Source organism: Citrobacter sp. Marseille-Q5395 (genome assembly GCF_947057495.1).
Taxonomy (GTDB): Bacteria; Pseudomonadota; Gammaproteobacteria; order Enterobacterales; family Enterobacteriaceae; genus Citrobacter; species Citrobacter murliniae.
Genome location: NZ_CAMSEL010000001.1, coordinates 394026 through 409896, shown reverse-complemented (window position 1 = coordinate 409896; position 15871 = coordinate 394026). Strand labels below are relative to the sequence as shown.

Sequence of the window (15871 nt, the reverse complement as noted above, 5' to 3'; positions counted from 1 at the left end):
AAGATAAATGTCACGATATAACAAAATAGCGCCAATGTGATTTGTTACATCAAAAAAACAGATTGTTTTTTTACACTAATTTTTTTGCCAGTTTTCGTCCGAGTGATTCCAGAATATAAATGACGGGGATTTGCGTAGTAATATCATATACGCCCGCAATTCGGGTCTGTGGGACGTGCCAGGAGAGATTAAAGTCAGCCAGCTTCGCCAGTCGTGAGTGTTCATGGCTGGTGACAGAGAGCACTTTACAGTTGTGCAGGCTGAACTGGCTGGCGAAACGCAGGATCTCTTCTGTTTCACCGGAAACGGAAAGGACGATTGCCAGTGCGTTTCGGGCCATATCATTGGTAACCGGGAAATAAGGATCATCAATATGGTTGCTGAATTTTCCTACATTAGAGAAAAAACGAGCGCCATATTTTGCTAAGGCTCCTGAGGTACCTGCGCCAACAAATATAATACGTTCGGAAGATAATATAATATCGACAGCTTGATTGAGTAGATTATCAAACTCGTCGTTATTCACGCCTTTAAAGAAGCTGATAATTTCGCTGGCACCAAAATTACTCTGTTGTGGTTCATTCTGTTCTAAATATAATTTAAAGCGTACGCGGAACTCCGAGTAACCTTCACACTTCAGTTTGCGACAAAAGCGCAGTACGGTGGTGGTGGAGACTCCAGCAGCGTCGGCCAGTTCGCGGATGGTCATGTACATGACTTTGTCACGGTTCTTGATGACATAGTTGTAGACCAGCATCTCAAGATTGTTGAGACTGGCGATGGCGGCGTGGGAGAACATACTCACAATGGCAAAACTCACTCATCAGACTTCATTTACAGGGATAATAACATGCAGCCAAATGACATCACTTTTTTTCAGCGTTTCCAGGATGACATTCTGGCCGGACGCAAAACAATCACTATACGCGATGAGTCCGAATCACATTTCAAAACGGGCGACATCCTGCGAGTTGGGCGCTTCGAAGATGACGGCTATTTCTGCACTATCGAAGTTGTCGGTACATCGACTATCACACTTGATACGCTGACGGAAAAACATGCCCGGCAGGAAAATATGACGCTTGATGAGCTTAAGCGCGTGATTGCAGAGATCTATCCGCATCAAACGCAATTTTATGTGATTGATTTTAAATGCCTTTGAGTATTTTGGTACGGTTGTTAGCTGAAAAATAAAAACTAATTATATGATTTATATTAATTATTTATTTTCTGGCAAATATTTTAGCTAACAGGTGTTCACTGGAACCATTCTCAGTTACGCTAGAGGCGCAATCACGAAAGTGTTCGTTTCTCCGGAGTAACTTATGGTTCAGAAACCATTAATCGCGCAGGGATATTCGCTGGCTGAGGAAATAGCCAACAGCATCAGTCACGGTATCGGGCTGGTGTTTGGGATCGTTGGACTGGTGCTGTTGCTGGTTCAGGCGGTGGATACCAATGCCAGCGCTATGGCCATTACCAGCTATAGCCTGTATGGCGGCAGTATGATCCTGCTGTTCCTCGCCTCAACCTTGTATCACGCGGTTCCGCATCAGAGAGCGAAGGTCTGGCTGAAAAAATTCGACCACTGCGCTATTTATCTGCTGATCGCCGGGACCTATACGCCATTTCTGCTGGTGGGCCTGGATTCACCGCTGGCGCGAGGGCTGATGGTTGTTATCTGGAGCCTTGCTCTGCTCGGTATTTTGTTCAAACTGACCATCGCCCACCGGTTTAAGATCCTGTCGCTGGTGACCTACCTGACAATGGGCTGGCTATCACTGATTGTGGTATATCAACTGGCGATAAAACTGGCGGTAGGCGGCGTGACGTTGTTGGCGGTAGGCGGTGTGATTTATTCGTTGGGCGTCATTTTCTACGTCTGCAAACGTATCCCATACAACCATGCTATCTGGCACGGGTTTGTGCTGGGGGGCAGCGTTTGCCACTTCCTGGCAATTTACTTGTACGTGGGGCAGGCTTAATGCCGGATGGCCGCTAACGCCACATCTGGCCTACGGGATAGTAGGCCATAAGTCTGCGTGCCAGCAGGCATTATTCTTTTATTCTTCCAGCGAATACGGCAGCGGTACAATATGCAATGTTTTGGCGTCGTCACGAACGCGGAACACGCTGTCGGCTTCCATGTCGTTATTCATCACAACCTGTACCAACAACTGACCATCTGCCAGTTGCACCGCAGCGAGAACGGTACCCGTACGGCGCCAGTTTTCACCCATTTTTAGTTCCAGGTCTTCACCGGCTTCCGGCACCCGACTGGCGGCGCCTGCCAGCGACCAAAGCGCACGTTTGTTGGCGCCGCGGAATTTAGCACGGGCGACCATCTCCTGGCCGGTATAACAGCCTTTTTTAAAGCTGATCCCACCCAGAGCCTGTAGATTAGTAGCCTGCGGAATAAACTGCCCGCTGTTGACGGAATCAATCACCGCAATTCCTGCTTCGATATCCAGCGCCAGCCACTGTTGACTGTTATTTAACTCTGCTTCGCCGCGAAGTTTCTCGACGAGCATTTCTGCCGTTGCGACATCGACGATCAGCAGGAAACGTTCGGCTGGATGTTCGAACCATAATACCGTGGATGTGCCTTCGGTAATTACCTGTTTATCGCTGCCCGGTAGTTCATTAAAGAGGCCAGTCAGCGCTGCACGTGCCTGGAACCCAGCGACGCCCAGCAGAACGCGCTCGTCGTCAGGGGCAATCACCACTTTGGAGAAAACGGCGTATTTTTTCAGCTCAGTAAGCTGAGTGTCGCGCAGACTGCGGCGTTCAAGCCACGCAAATCCGTCACCGTGACGGAACAAACGTAGGTTGCTCCACATTTTGCCTTTGGCATCACAATGAGCTGCCAGCACATGCTGGTGCTCGGTCAACTGACTGACATCCGCAGTGACTTGACCCTGAATATACTTCTCACTGTCGGCACCCGTAATGGTGGCGAGAGCCCAGTCATCAAGCGTCATCAGCGTCAGAGGCAAACGAGTTGACGCACAAGGCTGGCGAGGAGGAAAAGATGTAAAAGCCATAATAATGTCCTGATTTGCTTAACGCAGTAATAATGACTAATGGTAAAAGAGCTATAGCCCATTGCAAGCGGTTTAAACACCCTATTTGTGCCATATATTAAGCTTTGCGAAGAGACATCCAAAAATGGTGAACCCTTTAACTTAATGTGGTTTTATTTTGCGTTCGTGCTTCCGATTACTGATATTCCCGCAAAAGAGCGTGAAAAACACGTTACAATAGCCGAGTACTTCGTTTTCGTGAGACAGAGAGAAGAACATGGATATTAACAACAAAGCACGTATTCATTGGGCATGCCGTCGCGGCATGCGTGAGTTGGACATTTCAATTATGCCGTTTTTCGAACACGAGTATGACAACTTGAGTGACGACGAAAAACGGATCTTTATCCGTCTGCTGGAATGTGATGACCCGGATTTATTTAATTGGTTGATGAATCATGGGAAACCGGCTGATCCACAGCTGGAGCAGATGGTACGGCTCATCCAGACACGGAATCGGGAACGTGGTCCAGTGGCAATCTGATTTACGCGTTTCATGGCGCGCACAGTGGCTTTCGTTACTTATTCACGGGCTGGTCGCGGTGCTTATTTTATTGATGCCCTGGCCATTGAGCTACACCCCATTATGGCTGGTGTTGCTCTCTCTTGTAGTGTTCGACAGCGTGCGCAGCCAGCGTCGTATTAACGCCTGTCAGGGAGAGATCAGACTCTTGATGGATGGTCGTCTACGCTGGCAAGGGCAAGAGTGGACTATCGTCAGCGCACCCTGGATGATTAAAACAGGCATGATGTTGCGATTGCGTTCAGAGGCCGGAAAACGTCAGCATCTGTGGCTGGCGGCGGACAGTATGGATGACGCTGAGTGGCGGGATTTACGGCGGTTAATGTTGCAACAGGCGCCGCAGAAATAACACTGACGGTAAGGCTACAGACCTTAACCGTCAGTCAGAAGCAACTCAGGACCAGTGCTCGGCCATTTCTCCGAGAATTTGTTCACACCAGGCCTGGATACGTTCATCGCTGAGATCGTACTGGTTGGTTTCATCCAACGCTAAACCAACAAACAACTGCCCATCGGCAATGACGGGTTTATCGCTGGTGAATTCATAGCCCTCTGTTGGCCAATAGCCGACAAACTTTACGCCTTTGGTGACGAGTTTATCATGCAGCATACCCAGCGCATCCAGGAACCATTCGCCGTACCCCAGTTGATCTCCCATGCCGTAAAGCGCGACAATTTTGCCTTCCAGGTTGAGGTTATCCAACTGATCCCAGACCGCTTCCCAGTCCTCCTGAATTTCACCGAAATCCCAGGTTGGGATACCCAAAATGAGCACGTCGTACTGCTCCATTAAGGTCGGGGAATCATCCTTGAGGTTGTGTAATGTCACCAGCTCGGGACCAAGGATATCGCGGATTTTTTCTGCTGCCATTTCGGTGTAGCACGTGCTGGAACCGTAAAAAAGACCCATGTTCATTACGTAAACATCTCAATTCTGCTGTAGCGTTGCGGGTAGTGTATCAGAATCGCCGCAATCGCGGCACAATGAGGCATAATGCATCAAAAGTGAGAATGATATAAGGGGCGCGAGTGGAACAGGATCTGGCGCGCATCGAGCAATTTCTTGATGCCCTGTGGCTGGAACGAAATCTGGCGGAGAATACGTTAAGTGCGTATCGTCGCGATCTGACCATGCTTGTCGAATGGCTACACCATCGTGGTGTATCGTTGGCGACAGCGCAAAGTGATGACCTGCAGGCACTGCTGGCCGAGCGGATGGATGGCGGGTATAAAGCCACCAGTTCCGCGCGATTATTGAGTGCAATGCGGCGTTTTTTTCAGCATTTGTACCGCGAAAAATTTCGCGACGATGATCCCAGCGCCTCGCTCGCCTCACCTAAACTGCCGCAGCGTCTGCCGAAAGATCTCAGTGAAGCACAGGTAGAACGGTTGTTGCAGGCTCCGCTGATTGAACAGCCGCTGGAGCTACGTGATAAAGCCATGCTGGAAGTATTGTATGCGACGGGTTTGCGCGTTTCAGAACTGGTGGGGCTGACAATGAGTGATGTTAGCTTACGTCAGGGTGTGGTGCGCGTGATCGGTAAAGGTAACAAAGAGCGGCTCGTACCACTGGGTGAAGAGGCTGTGTACTGGCTGGAAACTTATCTGGAACATGGTCGTCCGTGGTTGCTGAATGGCGTCTCGATTGACGTGTTATTTCCCAGCCAGCGTGCACAACAAATGACCCGTCAGACCTTTTGGCATCGTATTAAACACTATGCTGTGTTAGCGGGGATAGACAGCGAAAAGCTGTCACCACATGTGTTGCGGCATGCTTTTGCTACGCATTTGCTCAACCATGGCGCTGACTTGCGCGTGGTGCAGATGCTGCTTGGGCATAGCGATCTCTCAACCACACAGATTTATACTCATGTCGCAACGGAGCGCTTGCGTCAATTACATCAACAGCATCACCCGCGAGCGTGAGTGCTGACAGGAAAGGATAGGTTATGAAAAAACGTTTTATGATGCTCACCCTGCTGGCTACGGCGTTTTCAGGCATGGTGCATGCAGACGATGCGGCGATTCGCCAGTCATTAACTAAGCTGGGCGTACAAAGCACCGAAATTCAGCCCGCCCCAGTTGCGGGAATGAAAACCGTACTGACCAACAGTGGTGTGCTGTACGTCACTGAAGACGGTAAGCATATTATTCAGGGACCGATGTACGACGTAAGTGGCGCAAGTCCGGTGAACGTCACCAATCAGCTGCTGATGAAACATCTGAACGCGCTGGAAAAAGAGATGATCGTCTATAAAGCGCCGCAGGAAAAACACGTTATCACCATTTTCACCGACATCACCTGCGGCTACTGCCACAAGCTGCATGAAGAGATGAAAGACTACAATGCGCTGGGGATCACCGTGCGCTATCTGGCCTTCCCGCGTCAGGGACTGGAAAGCCAGGCCGAGCAGGACATGAAGTCTATCTGGTGCGCGCAAGACAAAAACAAAGCCTTTGATGATGCTATGGCAGGCAAGAGTGTGAAACCGGCGACCTGCGATGTGGATATTGCTAACCATTACGCGCTGGGCGTGCAGTTTGGCGTGAGTGGAACTCCGGCGATTGTCCTGAGCAACGGCTATGTTGTTCCAGGCTACCAGGGACCAAAAGAGATGAAAGCGTTCCTGGATGCGCACCAAAAACAGACCAGCGGTAAATAATTCGCGTGAAACAACAGATACAACTTCGTCGACGTGAAGCCGACGAGACAGCCGAACTGCCTGCAGAATTACCGCCTTTGCTACGTCGTTTGTACGCCAGTCGTGGTGTACGCAGTGCCCAGGAGCTTGAGCGTAGCGTGAAAGGGATGTTGCCGTGGCAGCATTTGAACGGCGTCGAAAAAGCGGTTGAGATCCTCTATAACGCATTTCGCGAGGGAACTCGCATTATTGTAGTGGGGGATTTCGACGCTGATGGCGCGACCAGTACGGCGCTGAGCATCCTGGCTATGCGTGCATTAGGCTGTAGCAACATTGACTACCTGGTGCCCAACCGCTTTGAAGACGGTTATGGTTTAAGCCCGGAAGTGGTGGATCAGGCTCATGCCCGGGGCGCCCAACTGATTGTGACTGTCGACAATGGCATCTCCTCCCACGCTGGTGTTGAACATGCCAGAACGTTGAAGATACCGGTGGTGGTGACCGATCACCACCTGCCTGGGGATACCCTGCCGGATGCAGAAGCCATCATCAACCCTAACCTGCACGACTGTGAATTCCCGTCGAAATCGCTGGCGGGTGTTGGAGTTGCCTTTTACCTGATGCTGGCACTGCGCACCTTCCTGCGTGATAAAGGTTGGTTTGATGAACGCGGTATCGCACCACCAAACCTGGCGGATTTGCTTGATCTGGTGGCATTAGGCACGGTTGCCGACGTTGTGCCGTTGGACGCGAATAACCGCATCCTGACGTGGCAAGGGTTAAGCCGTATTCGCGCAGGAAAATGTCGTCCTGGTATTAAGGCGCTGCTTGAGATTTCGAACCGCGATCCGCAAAAGCTGGCCGCCAGCGATTTAGGTTTTGCGCTGGGTCCACGCCTGAATGCGGCTGGTCGGTTGGATGATATGTCCGTCGGTGTTGCACTATTGCTGTGCGATAACATTGGCGAGGCGCGAGTGCTTGCCAATGAACTGGATGCACTCAACCAGACGCGAAAAGAAATTGAGCAGGGTATGCAGACGGAAGCGCTGACGTTGTGCGAGAAGCTTGAGCGTAGTCGTGAGGCGTTGCCCGGTGGATTGGCAATGTATCATCCTGAGTGGCATCAGGGTGTGGTAGGGATTCTGGCATCGCGCATAAAAGAGCGTTTTCATCGTCCGGTAATCGCCTTTGCTCCTGCCGGTGACGGCACGCTTAAAGGTTCTGGTCGGTCAATTCAGGGACTGCACATGCGTGATGCGCTGGAGCGGCTGGATACTCTCTATCCGGGCATGATCCTTAAGTTTGGCGGCCACGCTATGGCGGCTGGTTTATCGCTGGAGGAAGCACAGTTTGAACGTTTCCAGCAGCGCTTTGGTGAGCTGGTGACTGAATGGCTCGACCCAGCTTTACTGCAGGGGGAAGTCGTGTCGGATGGCCCGTTGAGTGCAGCGGAAATGACCATGGAGGTCGCGCAAATGTTGCGTGATGCCGGACCGTGGGGACAAATGTTCCCGGAGCCGCTGTTTGACGGGCGTTTTCGCTTGCTTCAGCAACGCCTGGTCGGCGAGCGTCATTTGAAGGTGATGGTGGAACCCGTTGACGGAGGGCCACTGCTCGACGGTATTGCGTTTAATGTTGATACCAGTTGCTGGCCGGACAACGGCGTTCGTGAAGTTACGCTTGCCTATAAGCTGGATATCAACGAGTTTCGCGGTAACCGAAGCCTGCAAATCATCATCGATAATATCTGGCCAATTTAGCGTCATCTTCTCTATAAAAAAGAGCGTGGATTGGGTACAATCCCGCTCTTATCACCGCATTTTGACTAGTCCAATAAAAGAAATCAGACCATGTTTGAAATTAATCCGGTAAATAACCGCATTCAGGACCTCACGGAGCGCTCTGACGTTCTTAGGGGGTATCTTTGACTATGATGCCAAGAAAGAGCGTCTGGAAGAAGTAAACGCCGAGCTGGAACAGCCAGATGTCTGGAATGAACCAGATCGCGCTCAGGCGCTGGGCAAAGAACGTTCCTCCCTTGAGGCCATTGTCGACACGCTCGACCAGATGAGCCAGGGCCTGGAAGATGTTTCCGGCCTGCTGGAGCTGGCTGTAGAAGCCGACGACGAAGAAACCTTTAACGAAGCCGTTGCTGAACTCGATACGCTGGAAGATAAACTGGCGCAGCTGGAATTCCGCCGCATGTTCTCCGGCGAATACGACAGTGCCGACTGCTATCTCGATATTCAGGCTGGCTCTGGAGGTACTGAAGCCCAGGACTGGGCAAGCATGCTGATGCGTATGTATCTGCGTTGGGCTGAAGCACGCGGCTTTAAAACAGAAATTATTGAAGAATCTGAAGGTGAAGTAGCGGGTATTAAATCCGTGACCATCAGAATTGCTGGCGATTACGCTTACGGCTGGCTGCGTACTGAAACCGGTGTGCATCGTCTGGTACGTAAAAGTCCGTTCGATTCCGGCGGTCGCCGCCATACGTCGTTCAGCTCTGCATTTGTATATCCGGAAGTCGACGATGATATCGATATCGACATCAATCCGGCGGATCTGCGTATTGACGTGTATCGTGCCTCCGGTGCGGGCGGCCAGCACGTTAACCGTACGGAATCTGCGGTGCGAATCACCCATATCCCTACCGGGATAGTGACGCAGTGCCAGAACGACCGTTCCCAGCACAAGAACAAAGACCAGGCCATGAAGCAAATGAAAGCAAAGCTTTATGAACTGGAAATGCAGAAGAAGAATGCCGAGAAACAGGCGATGGAAGACACCAAGTCCGATATCGGCTGGGGTAGCCAGATTCGTTCTTATGTCCTTGATGACTCCCGCATCAAAGACCTGCGTACCGGGGTTGAAACCCGTAACACGCAGGCGGTGCTGGATGGCAGCCTGGATCAATTTATCGAAGCAAGTTTGAAAGCAGGGTTATGAGGAACCAAAATGTCTGAACAACACGCACAGGGCGCTGACGCGGTAGCCGACCTTAACAATGAACTGAAAACGCGCCGTGAGAAGCTGGCCAACCTGCGCGAGCAGGGGATCCCGTTCCCGAACGATTTCCGTCGCGATCATACCTCAGACCAACTGCACGCTGACTTCGACGCGAAAGAAAACGAAGAGCTGGAAGCGCTGAACATCGAGGTATCTGTTGCTGGTCGTATGATGACCCGCCGCATTATGGGTAAAGCATCCTTTGTTACGCTGCAGGACGTTGGTGGGCGTATTCAGCTGTACGTTGCACGCGACGATCTTCCGGAAGGCGTCTACAATGAGCAGTTCAAAAAGTGGGATCTGGGCGACATCCTCGGTGCTAAAGGTAAGTTGTTCAAGACTAAAACTGGTGAACTGTCTATTCATTGCACCGAACTGCGTTTGCTGACCAAAGCTCTGCGTCCGCTGCCGGATAAATTCCACGGCTTGCAGGATCAGGAAGCGCGTTATCGTCAGCGTTACCTGGATCTCATCTCCAACGATGAATCCCGCAATACTTTTAAAGTGCGTTCACAGATCATGGCGGGCATTCGTCAGTTCATGGTTGGTCGCGGCTTTATGGAAGTTGAAACTCCGATGATGCAGGTGATCCCAGGCGGTGCCGCAGCGCGTCCGTTCATCACCCATCATAATGCGCTTGATCTGGACATGTACCTGCGTATTGCGCCGGAACTGTACCTCAAGCGTCTGGTGGTTGGCGGCTTTGAGCGTGTGTTCGAAATTAACCGTAACTTCCGTAACGAAGGGATCTCCGTTCGCCATAACCCAGAGTTCACCATGATGGAACTCTACATGGCTTATGCGGACTATAAAGATCTGATCGAACTGACCGAATCTCTGTTCCGTACGCTGGCACAGGACGTTCTGGGTACGACTGAAGTGCCTTACGGCGATGAAGTTTTCGACTTTGGTAAACCATTCGAAAAACTGACCATGCGCGAAGCGATTCAGAAATACCGCCCAGAAACCAATATGGCGGATCTGGACAACTTCGACTCAGCTAAAGCTATTGCTGAATCTATCGGTATCAAGGTTGAGAAGAGCTGGGGTCTGGGTCGTATCGTAACGGAGATCTTTGAAGAAGTTGCGGAAGCGCATCTGATTCAACCGACCTTCATTACTGAGTATCCGGCAGAAGTGTCTCCGCTGGCGCGTCGTAACGACGAAAACCCGGAAATCACTGACCGCTTCGAATTCTTCATTGGTGGACGTGAAATCGGTAACGGCTTCAGCGAGCTGAATGATGCAGAAGATCAGGCGCAGCGTTTCCAGGATCAGGTTAACGCCAAAGATGCTGGTGATGACGAAGCGATGTTCTACGATGAAGACTACGTAACCGCTCTGGAACACGGTCTGCCGCCGACAGCTGGCCTGGGCATTGGTATTGACCGTATGGTTATGCTGTTTACTAACAGTCACACCATTCGCGACGTGATCCTGTTCCCGGCTATGCGTCCGGTAAAATAAGCATTACGCGAAAGCACGCAACCCCGGCATTTGTCGGGGTTTTTTACTTTTGCTGCGCGAAAGAAGACAACATATTTCTCGCTTCGCTATTCGTCGCCTGCATTACCATCCACGGACTGAACGCCCATGGCGTAGCATCAATTCCACGCAAAACACACGATAAATTGCGCCATTGATAATCCATCACTTCATCACTGTTTGGCAGCAATTCACTGGTAATTCGTGCGGCAAAAACCGGGCACACTTCGTTTTCGACGATGCCATTCGGGTCGGTGGCGCGGTAATGGAAATCAGGATAGATCGACACGGGAGGCGTTATTTCCACACCCAGCTCAAAGCGACAACGACGGATCACCGCCTCCTCATTACTTTCTCCCTGCTGTGGGTGACCGCAAACCGAGTTGGTCCACACGCCGGGCCACGCTTTTTTACTCAATGCGCGGCGGGTTACTAATAGTTGGCCTTCACGGTTAAAAAGCCAGCATGAAAATGCCAGATGTAATGGGGTATCAGCCGTGTGCGCGGTATATTTTTCCAGCGTACCCGAGGGAATTCCCTTTACATTCAGCAAAATGACATGTTCCGTTTGCATGATTTCTCACATTTAATTCTAGTCACTCGTCATTATAGATAACAGAAGAGTGAAATGATTAACCATGTGAGTGTTTATCGGCATCCGACGGTAGCAATGCGGATGCCGACAAGGAAAGGTAATTAAAAAAGCAGCATCATATATTTGAAACGGCTTTCAATGGCCATTGCAACGCAGTCAGAAATGACAGGAATAGAAATCAGAAAGAGCAACAGCAGACTGAATATTGCGCGTATTAAAAGATTCATATCATTCTCCATGCTCATTTTTCTTTAGCTTGCGCATCAGAAGCCACATACGGACTGTTCTGACTTTCAAATTTTTATCAGTAACAGATTCCTTAACCAGATCGGCATGATGCTGGTAGCCATTAAAGAAGACGTTCAGTACAACGGCGCTAAAGGTTGCCAACATAATGCCGCTATGTAGTAAGGGCTGCAGTACGGCCGGCAGCTTAGAAAAGAAGTCATGAGAAAGTGTCGGGGTCATACCCACGCCAAGACTGATTGCGACGATATACAAGTTGTAACGGTTGGTGGTGTAGTTACAACGCGACAGAATACGAATCCCGGTTGCAAGCACCATGCCGAACATCACCAGCCCCGCGCCGCCAAGAACGAATTGCGGAATAGAAGCCACCAGCACCGCCATTTTTGGCACCATGCCGAATAACATCAAAATGATGCCAGAAGCAATGCACACCCAGCGGCTATGAACGCGCGTTACGCTGACCAAACCGACGTTTTGCGAAAATGAAGTATGCGGAAAGCTGTTAAACGTACCTCCAATCATTGTCCCGACGCCATCTACGCGCAGCCCGCGAATAATATCTTGTGAAGAGAGTTTTCGACCGACGATTTCCCCCAGGGCCAGGAACATCCCCATAGACTCAATAAACACGATGATTAACACAGCGGTCATGGTCAGAATAGAGACGGGATCGAACACCGGTATGCCAAACGACATTGGCGTGACAATCGCGAACCACGACGCATCATATAATCCGGACAGATTAACTTCGTTCATCATCCACGACAGGAAAAAACCAAATACAATCCCCAGTAATACGGCGACGTTGGACATAAATCCTTTCGCATAGCGAGTGATGAGCAAGATGAAAATTAAAACGGCGAAGGAGATCCCCAAATAGACGGGATTACCATATTGCGGATTACCTTTACCGCCTGCGGCCCAGTCAATGCCAACCTGAATGATACTAAGACCGATAGAGGTAATTACCACACCAGTAACCAGCGGTGGGAACAATGGCATTAAGCGGCCGATGAGCGGTGCTAATAATGTGGTGATAAAACCCGCTGCGATGGTCGCGCCAAAAATCCCCAGCAGACCAATATCTGGGTTCATCCCGATGGCAATCATCGGTGTCACGGCAGCGAAGGTCACCGACATAATGACGGGCAGGCGAATGCCCATAAAACGACCGATGCCGATACATTGCAACAACGTGACGATACCGCAGCAAAAGAGATCGGAGCTTATGAGCATTGCGATAGCCTCTTTGGAGAGGCCAAGCCTGTCGCCAATCATCAGCGGTACAGCGACCGCACCTGCATACATAACAAGCACGTGTTGCAGACCGAGTATGATCAGCTTTCCTGGTGATAATATGCGGTCAACTTCATCAGTGGGGCGCTCTAGCCCTGAAGATGAGGGAGGTTGAGAATCTATGGCGCTCATGCGTCTCTCCTTAAGCTCGCCAAATTAAAAAGCAACCGTTTACCTTCATAAAACTGAATAAAGACATGCTCGTGGGATGCCAGTTTTAGCGAGGAGGCGAGGTTATAAGGTGGAAATGCGGAGGTAATCACATAATCGTAGTTAAACAGAATAGATGAGAAAATAAATGGGTAGTGAAATTATCTCTAATTTTCTCATATTGATATTTCTTTAATCATTCTGGCATACCGAGCTCTCGCATTTATTACTTTTAATCCTGAAGTCCCTATTTTTGGTTACGATGATCAATTAATGAAAGCGGCATAGATTGCGGCGCAATAATTTGATCTAAGTTCCAAAATTGCAATTAATACAGATACGCTACCTAATATATGCCCGTTTATTGCATCGCAACATTTGAGAAGACAAAAACTCATCAAGTGAAAGGGATACGAATGAATAAGTTTATCGCTGCTGATGCTGCGGAATGTATAGGCTGTCATGCCTGCGAAATTGCCTGTGCGGTGGCGCATAATCATGAAAACTGGCCACAGAGTCAGAGTGATTTTCGACCTCGTCTCCATGTTGTTGGGAAAGGACTGGCCGCAAATCCCGTTGCTTGCCATCATTGCAATAATGCCCCTTGCGTTACGGCTTGTCCCGTTAATGCTCTAACTTTTCAACCAGATAGCGTACAGCTGGATGAACAAAAGTGTATTGGTTGTAAAAGATGCGCAATCGCTTGCCCCTTTGGTGTCATTGAGATGAATAACGTGGTCGCATTGAAATGCGACCTTTGTTTTCAGCGAGATTCTGGCGCGCAAGCTTGTGTTGAAGTTTGCCCAACGCAGGCGTTACGGCTGATGGATGGCAAAGGGTTACAGCAGATAAAAATGAGGCGTCAGCGTAGAACCGCAGAGGGAAAAGCAGCAGAGGAACTACCATCATCCCGCCGCGCGGCGTTACTCCCTGTTAATCCGCGCAAAGGTGCAGATAAAATTTCAGCGAGCGAGCGGAAAACGCACTTTGGAGAAATTTATTGTGGGCTGGATCAACAACAAGCTGCTTATGAAAGTGACCGCTGTGTCTGGTGCGCCGAAAAAGCTAACTGTAACTGGCATTGTCCGCTGCATAACGCCATTCCAGACTACATTCGACTGGTGCAAGAAGGACGGATTATCGAAGCGGCAGAACGTTGCCACCAGACCAGCTCCTTGCCAGAAATCTGTGGCAGGGTATGCCCACAGGACCGGCTTTGTGAAGGGGCATGTACGTTGAAAGATCACACCGGCGCAGTCTCTATCGGTAATCTGGAACGTTACATCACTGATACCGCGCTGGCGATGGGCTGGCGCCCCGATGTCAGCCAGGTTATACCCCGCATGGAAAGAGTGGCGGTGATTGGCGCAGGGCCCGCAGGGCTGGGCTGTGCCGATATTCTTGCGCGGGCTGGCGTGCATGCGGATGTGTTTGATCGGCATCCCGAAATCGGCGGTATGCTGACTTTTGGTATTCCGTCCTTCAAGCTGGACAAAACGGTATTAAGCCAACGGCGGGAGATTTTCACGGCGATGGGGATCGACTTTCATCTCAACTGTGAAATTGGCCGCGACATTTCCTTTAGCGATTTAACGGCGGAATATGATGCCGTTTTCCTTGGTGTTGGTACTTACGGCATGATGCGTGCGGAGTTGCCGAATGAAGATGCACCCGGTGTGATTCAGGCATTGCCGTTCCTTACTGCGCATACCCGCCAGTTGATGGGGCTGCCTGAATCTGAAGAGTATCCGCAGACGGATGTTGCAGGTAAACGGGTTGTGGTGCTGGGTGGCGGAGATACGACAATGGATTGCCTGCGTACCTCCATTCGTCTGAATGCCGCCAGCGTGATTTGTGCTTATCGTCGTGATGAAGTCAGTATGCCAGGTTCCCGCAAAGAGGTAGTCAATGCACGCGAAGAAGGGGTTGAATTCCAGTTTAATGTTCAGCCGCAATATATCGCCTGTGATGATGACGGGCACTTAACTGCGGTTGGTTTGATCCGCACCGCAATGGGTGAACCGGGGCCAGATGGTCGACGTCGTCCTTGCCCGGTGGCTGGTTCTGAATTTGAGCTGCCCGCCGATGTCCTGATTATGGCATTTGGTTTTCAGGCGCATGCGATGCCGTGGTTGCAAGGTAGCGGTATTAAACTCGATAAATATGGCCTGATTAAAGCCGGCGACGCGGGACATTTATCTACCCAAACGCATCTGAAAAAAGTCTTTGCGGGGGGTGATGCCGTTCATGGCGCAGACCTGGTGGTCACCGCAATGGCGGCAGGAAGGCAGGCGGCGCGCGATATGTTAGCTATGTTTGATACGAAGGCATCGCAATGAAATCGTTAATTATTGTCAATCAAAATGACTGCATTGGTTGCCGTACTTGCGAAGTGGCTTGCGTGGTTGCTCATCCGTTAGAACTGGAGTTGAATGCCAGTTTTTTTCTACCGCGCTTAAAGGTACAGCGTCTGGATAGCGTAAGCGCACCGGTGATGTGTCACCAGTGTGAAAATGCACCGTGTGTAGGGGCTTGCCCGGTACAGGCGCTAACCATGGGGGAGCAGCTAGTGGAGGCAAACGCCGACCGTTGTATTGGTTGTCAGAGTTGTGCCTGTGCATGCCCGTTTGGCATGATCACCATTCAGATGTTGCCGGGAAATGCACGTCCACTGATCGTGAAATGCGATCTTTGCGAACATCGGGTTGAAGGGCCTGCCTGTGTCGAGTCCTGCCCGACGCAGGCGTTACAGTTGATGACGGAGGGAGAACTTAAGCGGATCCGCCAGCAGCGTATTGCTGCCAGCGGCGAGAATCTTCTCTGATAAAACCCCCGCGCT

General features: G+C 50.5%; 17 protein-coding genes. 11 read left to right on the top strand and 6 right to left on the bottom strand.

Annotation, left to right across the window (positions count from 1 at the left end; all coding sequences use genetic code 11):
* Positions 1-70 precede the first annotated feature (70 nt).
* Entirely contained in the window at positions 71-799 is a 729-nt protein-coding gene (locus OH663_RS01845; RefSeq protein WP_045449772.1) for a MurR/RpiR family transcriptional regulator, read from the bottom strand.
* A gap of 51 nt (positions 800-850) precedes the next feature.
* On the opposite strand from OH663_RS01845, the gene yqfB reads away from it, so the two are divergent.
* Together yqfB and trhA are read left to right on the top strand one after the other, a co-directional pair.
* The gene (yqfB, locus tag OH663_RS01840; RefSeq protein ID WP_045447266.1) at positions 851-1162 is read left to right on the top strand and encodes a N(4)-acetylcytidine aminohydrolase; all 312 of its coding nucleotides are present in this window, start codon (positions 851-853) and stop codon (positions 1160-1162) included.
* A gap of 163 nt (positions 1163-1325) precedes the next feature.
* On the top strand, positions 1326-1985 hold the full coding sequence (gene trhA, locus OH663_RS01835) for a PAQR family membrane homeostasis protein TrhA (protein ID WP_045447262.1): 660 nt from the start codon (positions 1326-1328) through the stop codon (positions 1983-1985).
* A 78-nt stretch (positions 1986-2063) separates the two neighbouring features.
* Here the strand turns inward: trhA and ygfZ are convergent, their stop codons facing one another.
* Positions 2064-3044 carry a tRNA-modifying protein YgfZ gene (ygfZ, locus tag OH663_RS01830; RefSeq protein WP_045447259.1) on the bottom strand — a complete coding sequence of 327 codons (981 nt, stop codon included), beginning with the start codon at positions 3042-3044 and terminating at the stop codon, positions 2064-2066.
* Between the two features lie 256 nt (positions 3045-3300).
* Here ygfZ and sdhE point away from each other — a divergent pair, with 256 nt between their 5' ends.
* Both sdhE and OH663_RS01820 read left to right on the top strand, forming a co-directional pair.
* On the top strand, positions 3301-3567 hold the full coding sequence (gene sdhE, locus OH663_RS01825; protein ID WP_045447256.1) for an FAD assembly factor SdhE: 267 nt from the start codon (positions 3301-3303) through the stop codon (positions 3565-3567).
* The gene (locus OH663_RS01820; protein WP_045447253.1) at positions 3548-3955 is read left to right on the top strand and encodes a protein YgfX; all 408 of its coding nucleotides are present in this window, start codon (positions 3548-3550) and stop codon (positions 3953-3955) included. The genes sdhE and OH663_RS01820 overlap by 20 nt, the downstream gene beginning before the upstream one ends.
* A gap of 45 nt (positions 3956-4000) precedes the next feature.
* Here the strand turns inward: OH663_RS01820 and fldB are convergent, their stop codons facing one another.
* A complete protein-coding gene (fldB, locus tag OH663_RS01815) occupies positions 4001-4522 on the bottom strand; it encodes a flavodoxin FldB (protein ID WP_045447250.1) in 522 nt (173 codons plus the stop codon).
* Positions 4523-4635: 113 nt separating this feature from the next.
* Between fldB and xerD the strand changes: the two genes are divergently transcribed.
* From xerD to lysS, 5 genes are all read left to right on the top strand, one after another.
* The gene (xerD, locus tag OH663_RS01810; RefSeq protein ID WP_045447247.1) at positions 4636-5532 is read left to right on the top strand and encodes a site-specific tyrosine recombinase XerD; all 897 of its coding nucleotides are present in this window, start codon (positions 4636-4638) and stop codon (positions 5530-5532) included.
* Between the two features lie 23 nt (positions 5533-5555).
* Positions 5556-6269, top strand: a complete 714-nt coding sequence (dsbC, locus tag OH663_RS01805) for a bifunctional protein-disulfide isomerase/oxidoreductase DsbC (RefSeq protein ID WP_045447244.1) — start codon at positions 5556-5558, stop codon at positions 6267-6269.
* A 5-nt stretch (positions 6270-6274) separates the two neighbouring features.
* Positions 6275-8008 (top strand): single-stranded-DNA-specific exonuclease RecJ, encoded by a 1734-nt coding sequence (recJ, locus tag OH663_RS01800; protein WP_200009962.1) that lies wholly within the window; start codon positions 6275-6277, stop codon positions 8006-8008.
* A 90-nt stretch (positions 8009-8098) separates the two neighbouring features.
* Positions 8099-9197, top strand: a protein-coding gene (gene prfB, locus OH663_RS01795; protein ID WP_136345251.1) for a peptide chain release factor 2 whose coding sequence is annotated in 2 segments (ribosomal slippage) — positions 8099-8173 and positions 8175-9197 — 1098 coding nt in all. Because the reading frame shifts where the segments join, the coding sequence is not laid out codon by codon here.
* Positions 9198-9206: 9 nt separating this feature from the next.
* Positions 9207-10724 (top strand): lysine--tRNA ligase, encoded by a 1518-nt coding sequence (gene lysS, locus OH663_RS01790; RefSeq protein WP_045447234.1) that lies wholly within the window; start codon positions 9207-9209, stop codon positions 10722-10724.
* Between the two features lie 43 nt (positions 10725-10767).
* Here the strand turns inward: lysS and idi are convergent, their stop codons facing one another.
* From idi to uacT, 3 genes are all read right to left on the bottom strand, one after another.
* Positions 10768-11316, bottom strand: coding sequence for an isopentenyl-diphosphate Delta-isomerase (gene idi, locus OH663_RS01785; protein ID WP_200009961.1), 549 nt, complete (start codon positions 11314-11316; stop codon positions 10768-10770).
* A 122-nt stretch (positions 11317-11438) separates the two neighbouring features.
* Entirely contained in the window at positions 11439-11564 is a 126-nt protein-coding gene (yqfG, locus tag OH663_RS01780) for a protein YqfG (RefSeq protein ID WP_136345252.1), read from the bottom strand.
* 1 nt (position 11565) lies between these two features.
* The gene (gene uacT, locus OH663_RS01775) at positions 11566-13014 is read right to left on the bottom strand and encodes a urate/proton symporter UacT (protein WP_045447229.1); all 1449 of its coding nucleotides are present in this window, start codon (positions 13012-13014) and stop codon (positions 11566-11568) included.
* Between the two features lie 434 nt (positions 13015-13448).
* On the opposite strand from uacT, the gene ygfT reads away from it, so the two are divergent.
* Entirely contained in the window at positions 13449-15371 is a 1923-nt protein-coding gene (gene ygfT / locus OH663_RS01770) for a formate-dependent uric acid utilization protein YgfT (protein ID WP_200009960.1), read from the top strand.
* Positions 15368-15856, top strand: a complete 489-nt coding sequence (locus OH663_RS01765) for a 4Fe-4S dicluster domain-containing protein (RefSeq protein ID WP_200009959.1) — start codon at positions 15368-15370, stop codon at positions 15854-15856. Before ygfT ends, OH663_RS01765 begins: the two co-directional genes overlap by 4 nt.
* The last annotated feature ends 15 nt before the right edge of the window (positions 15857-15871 follow it).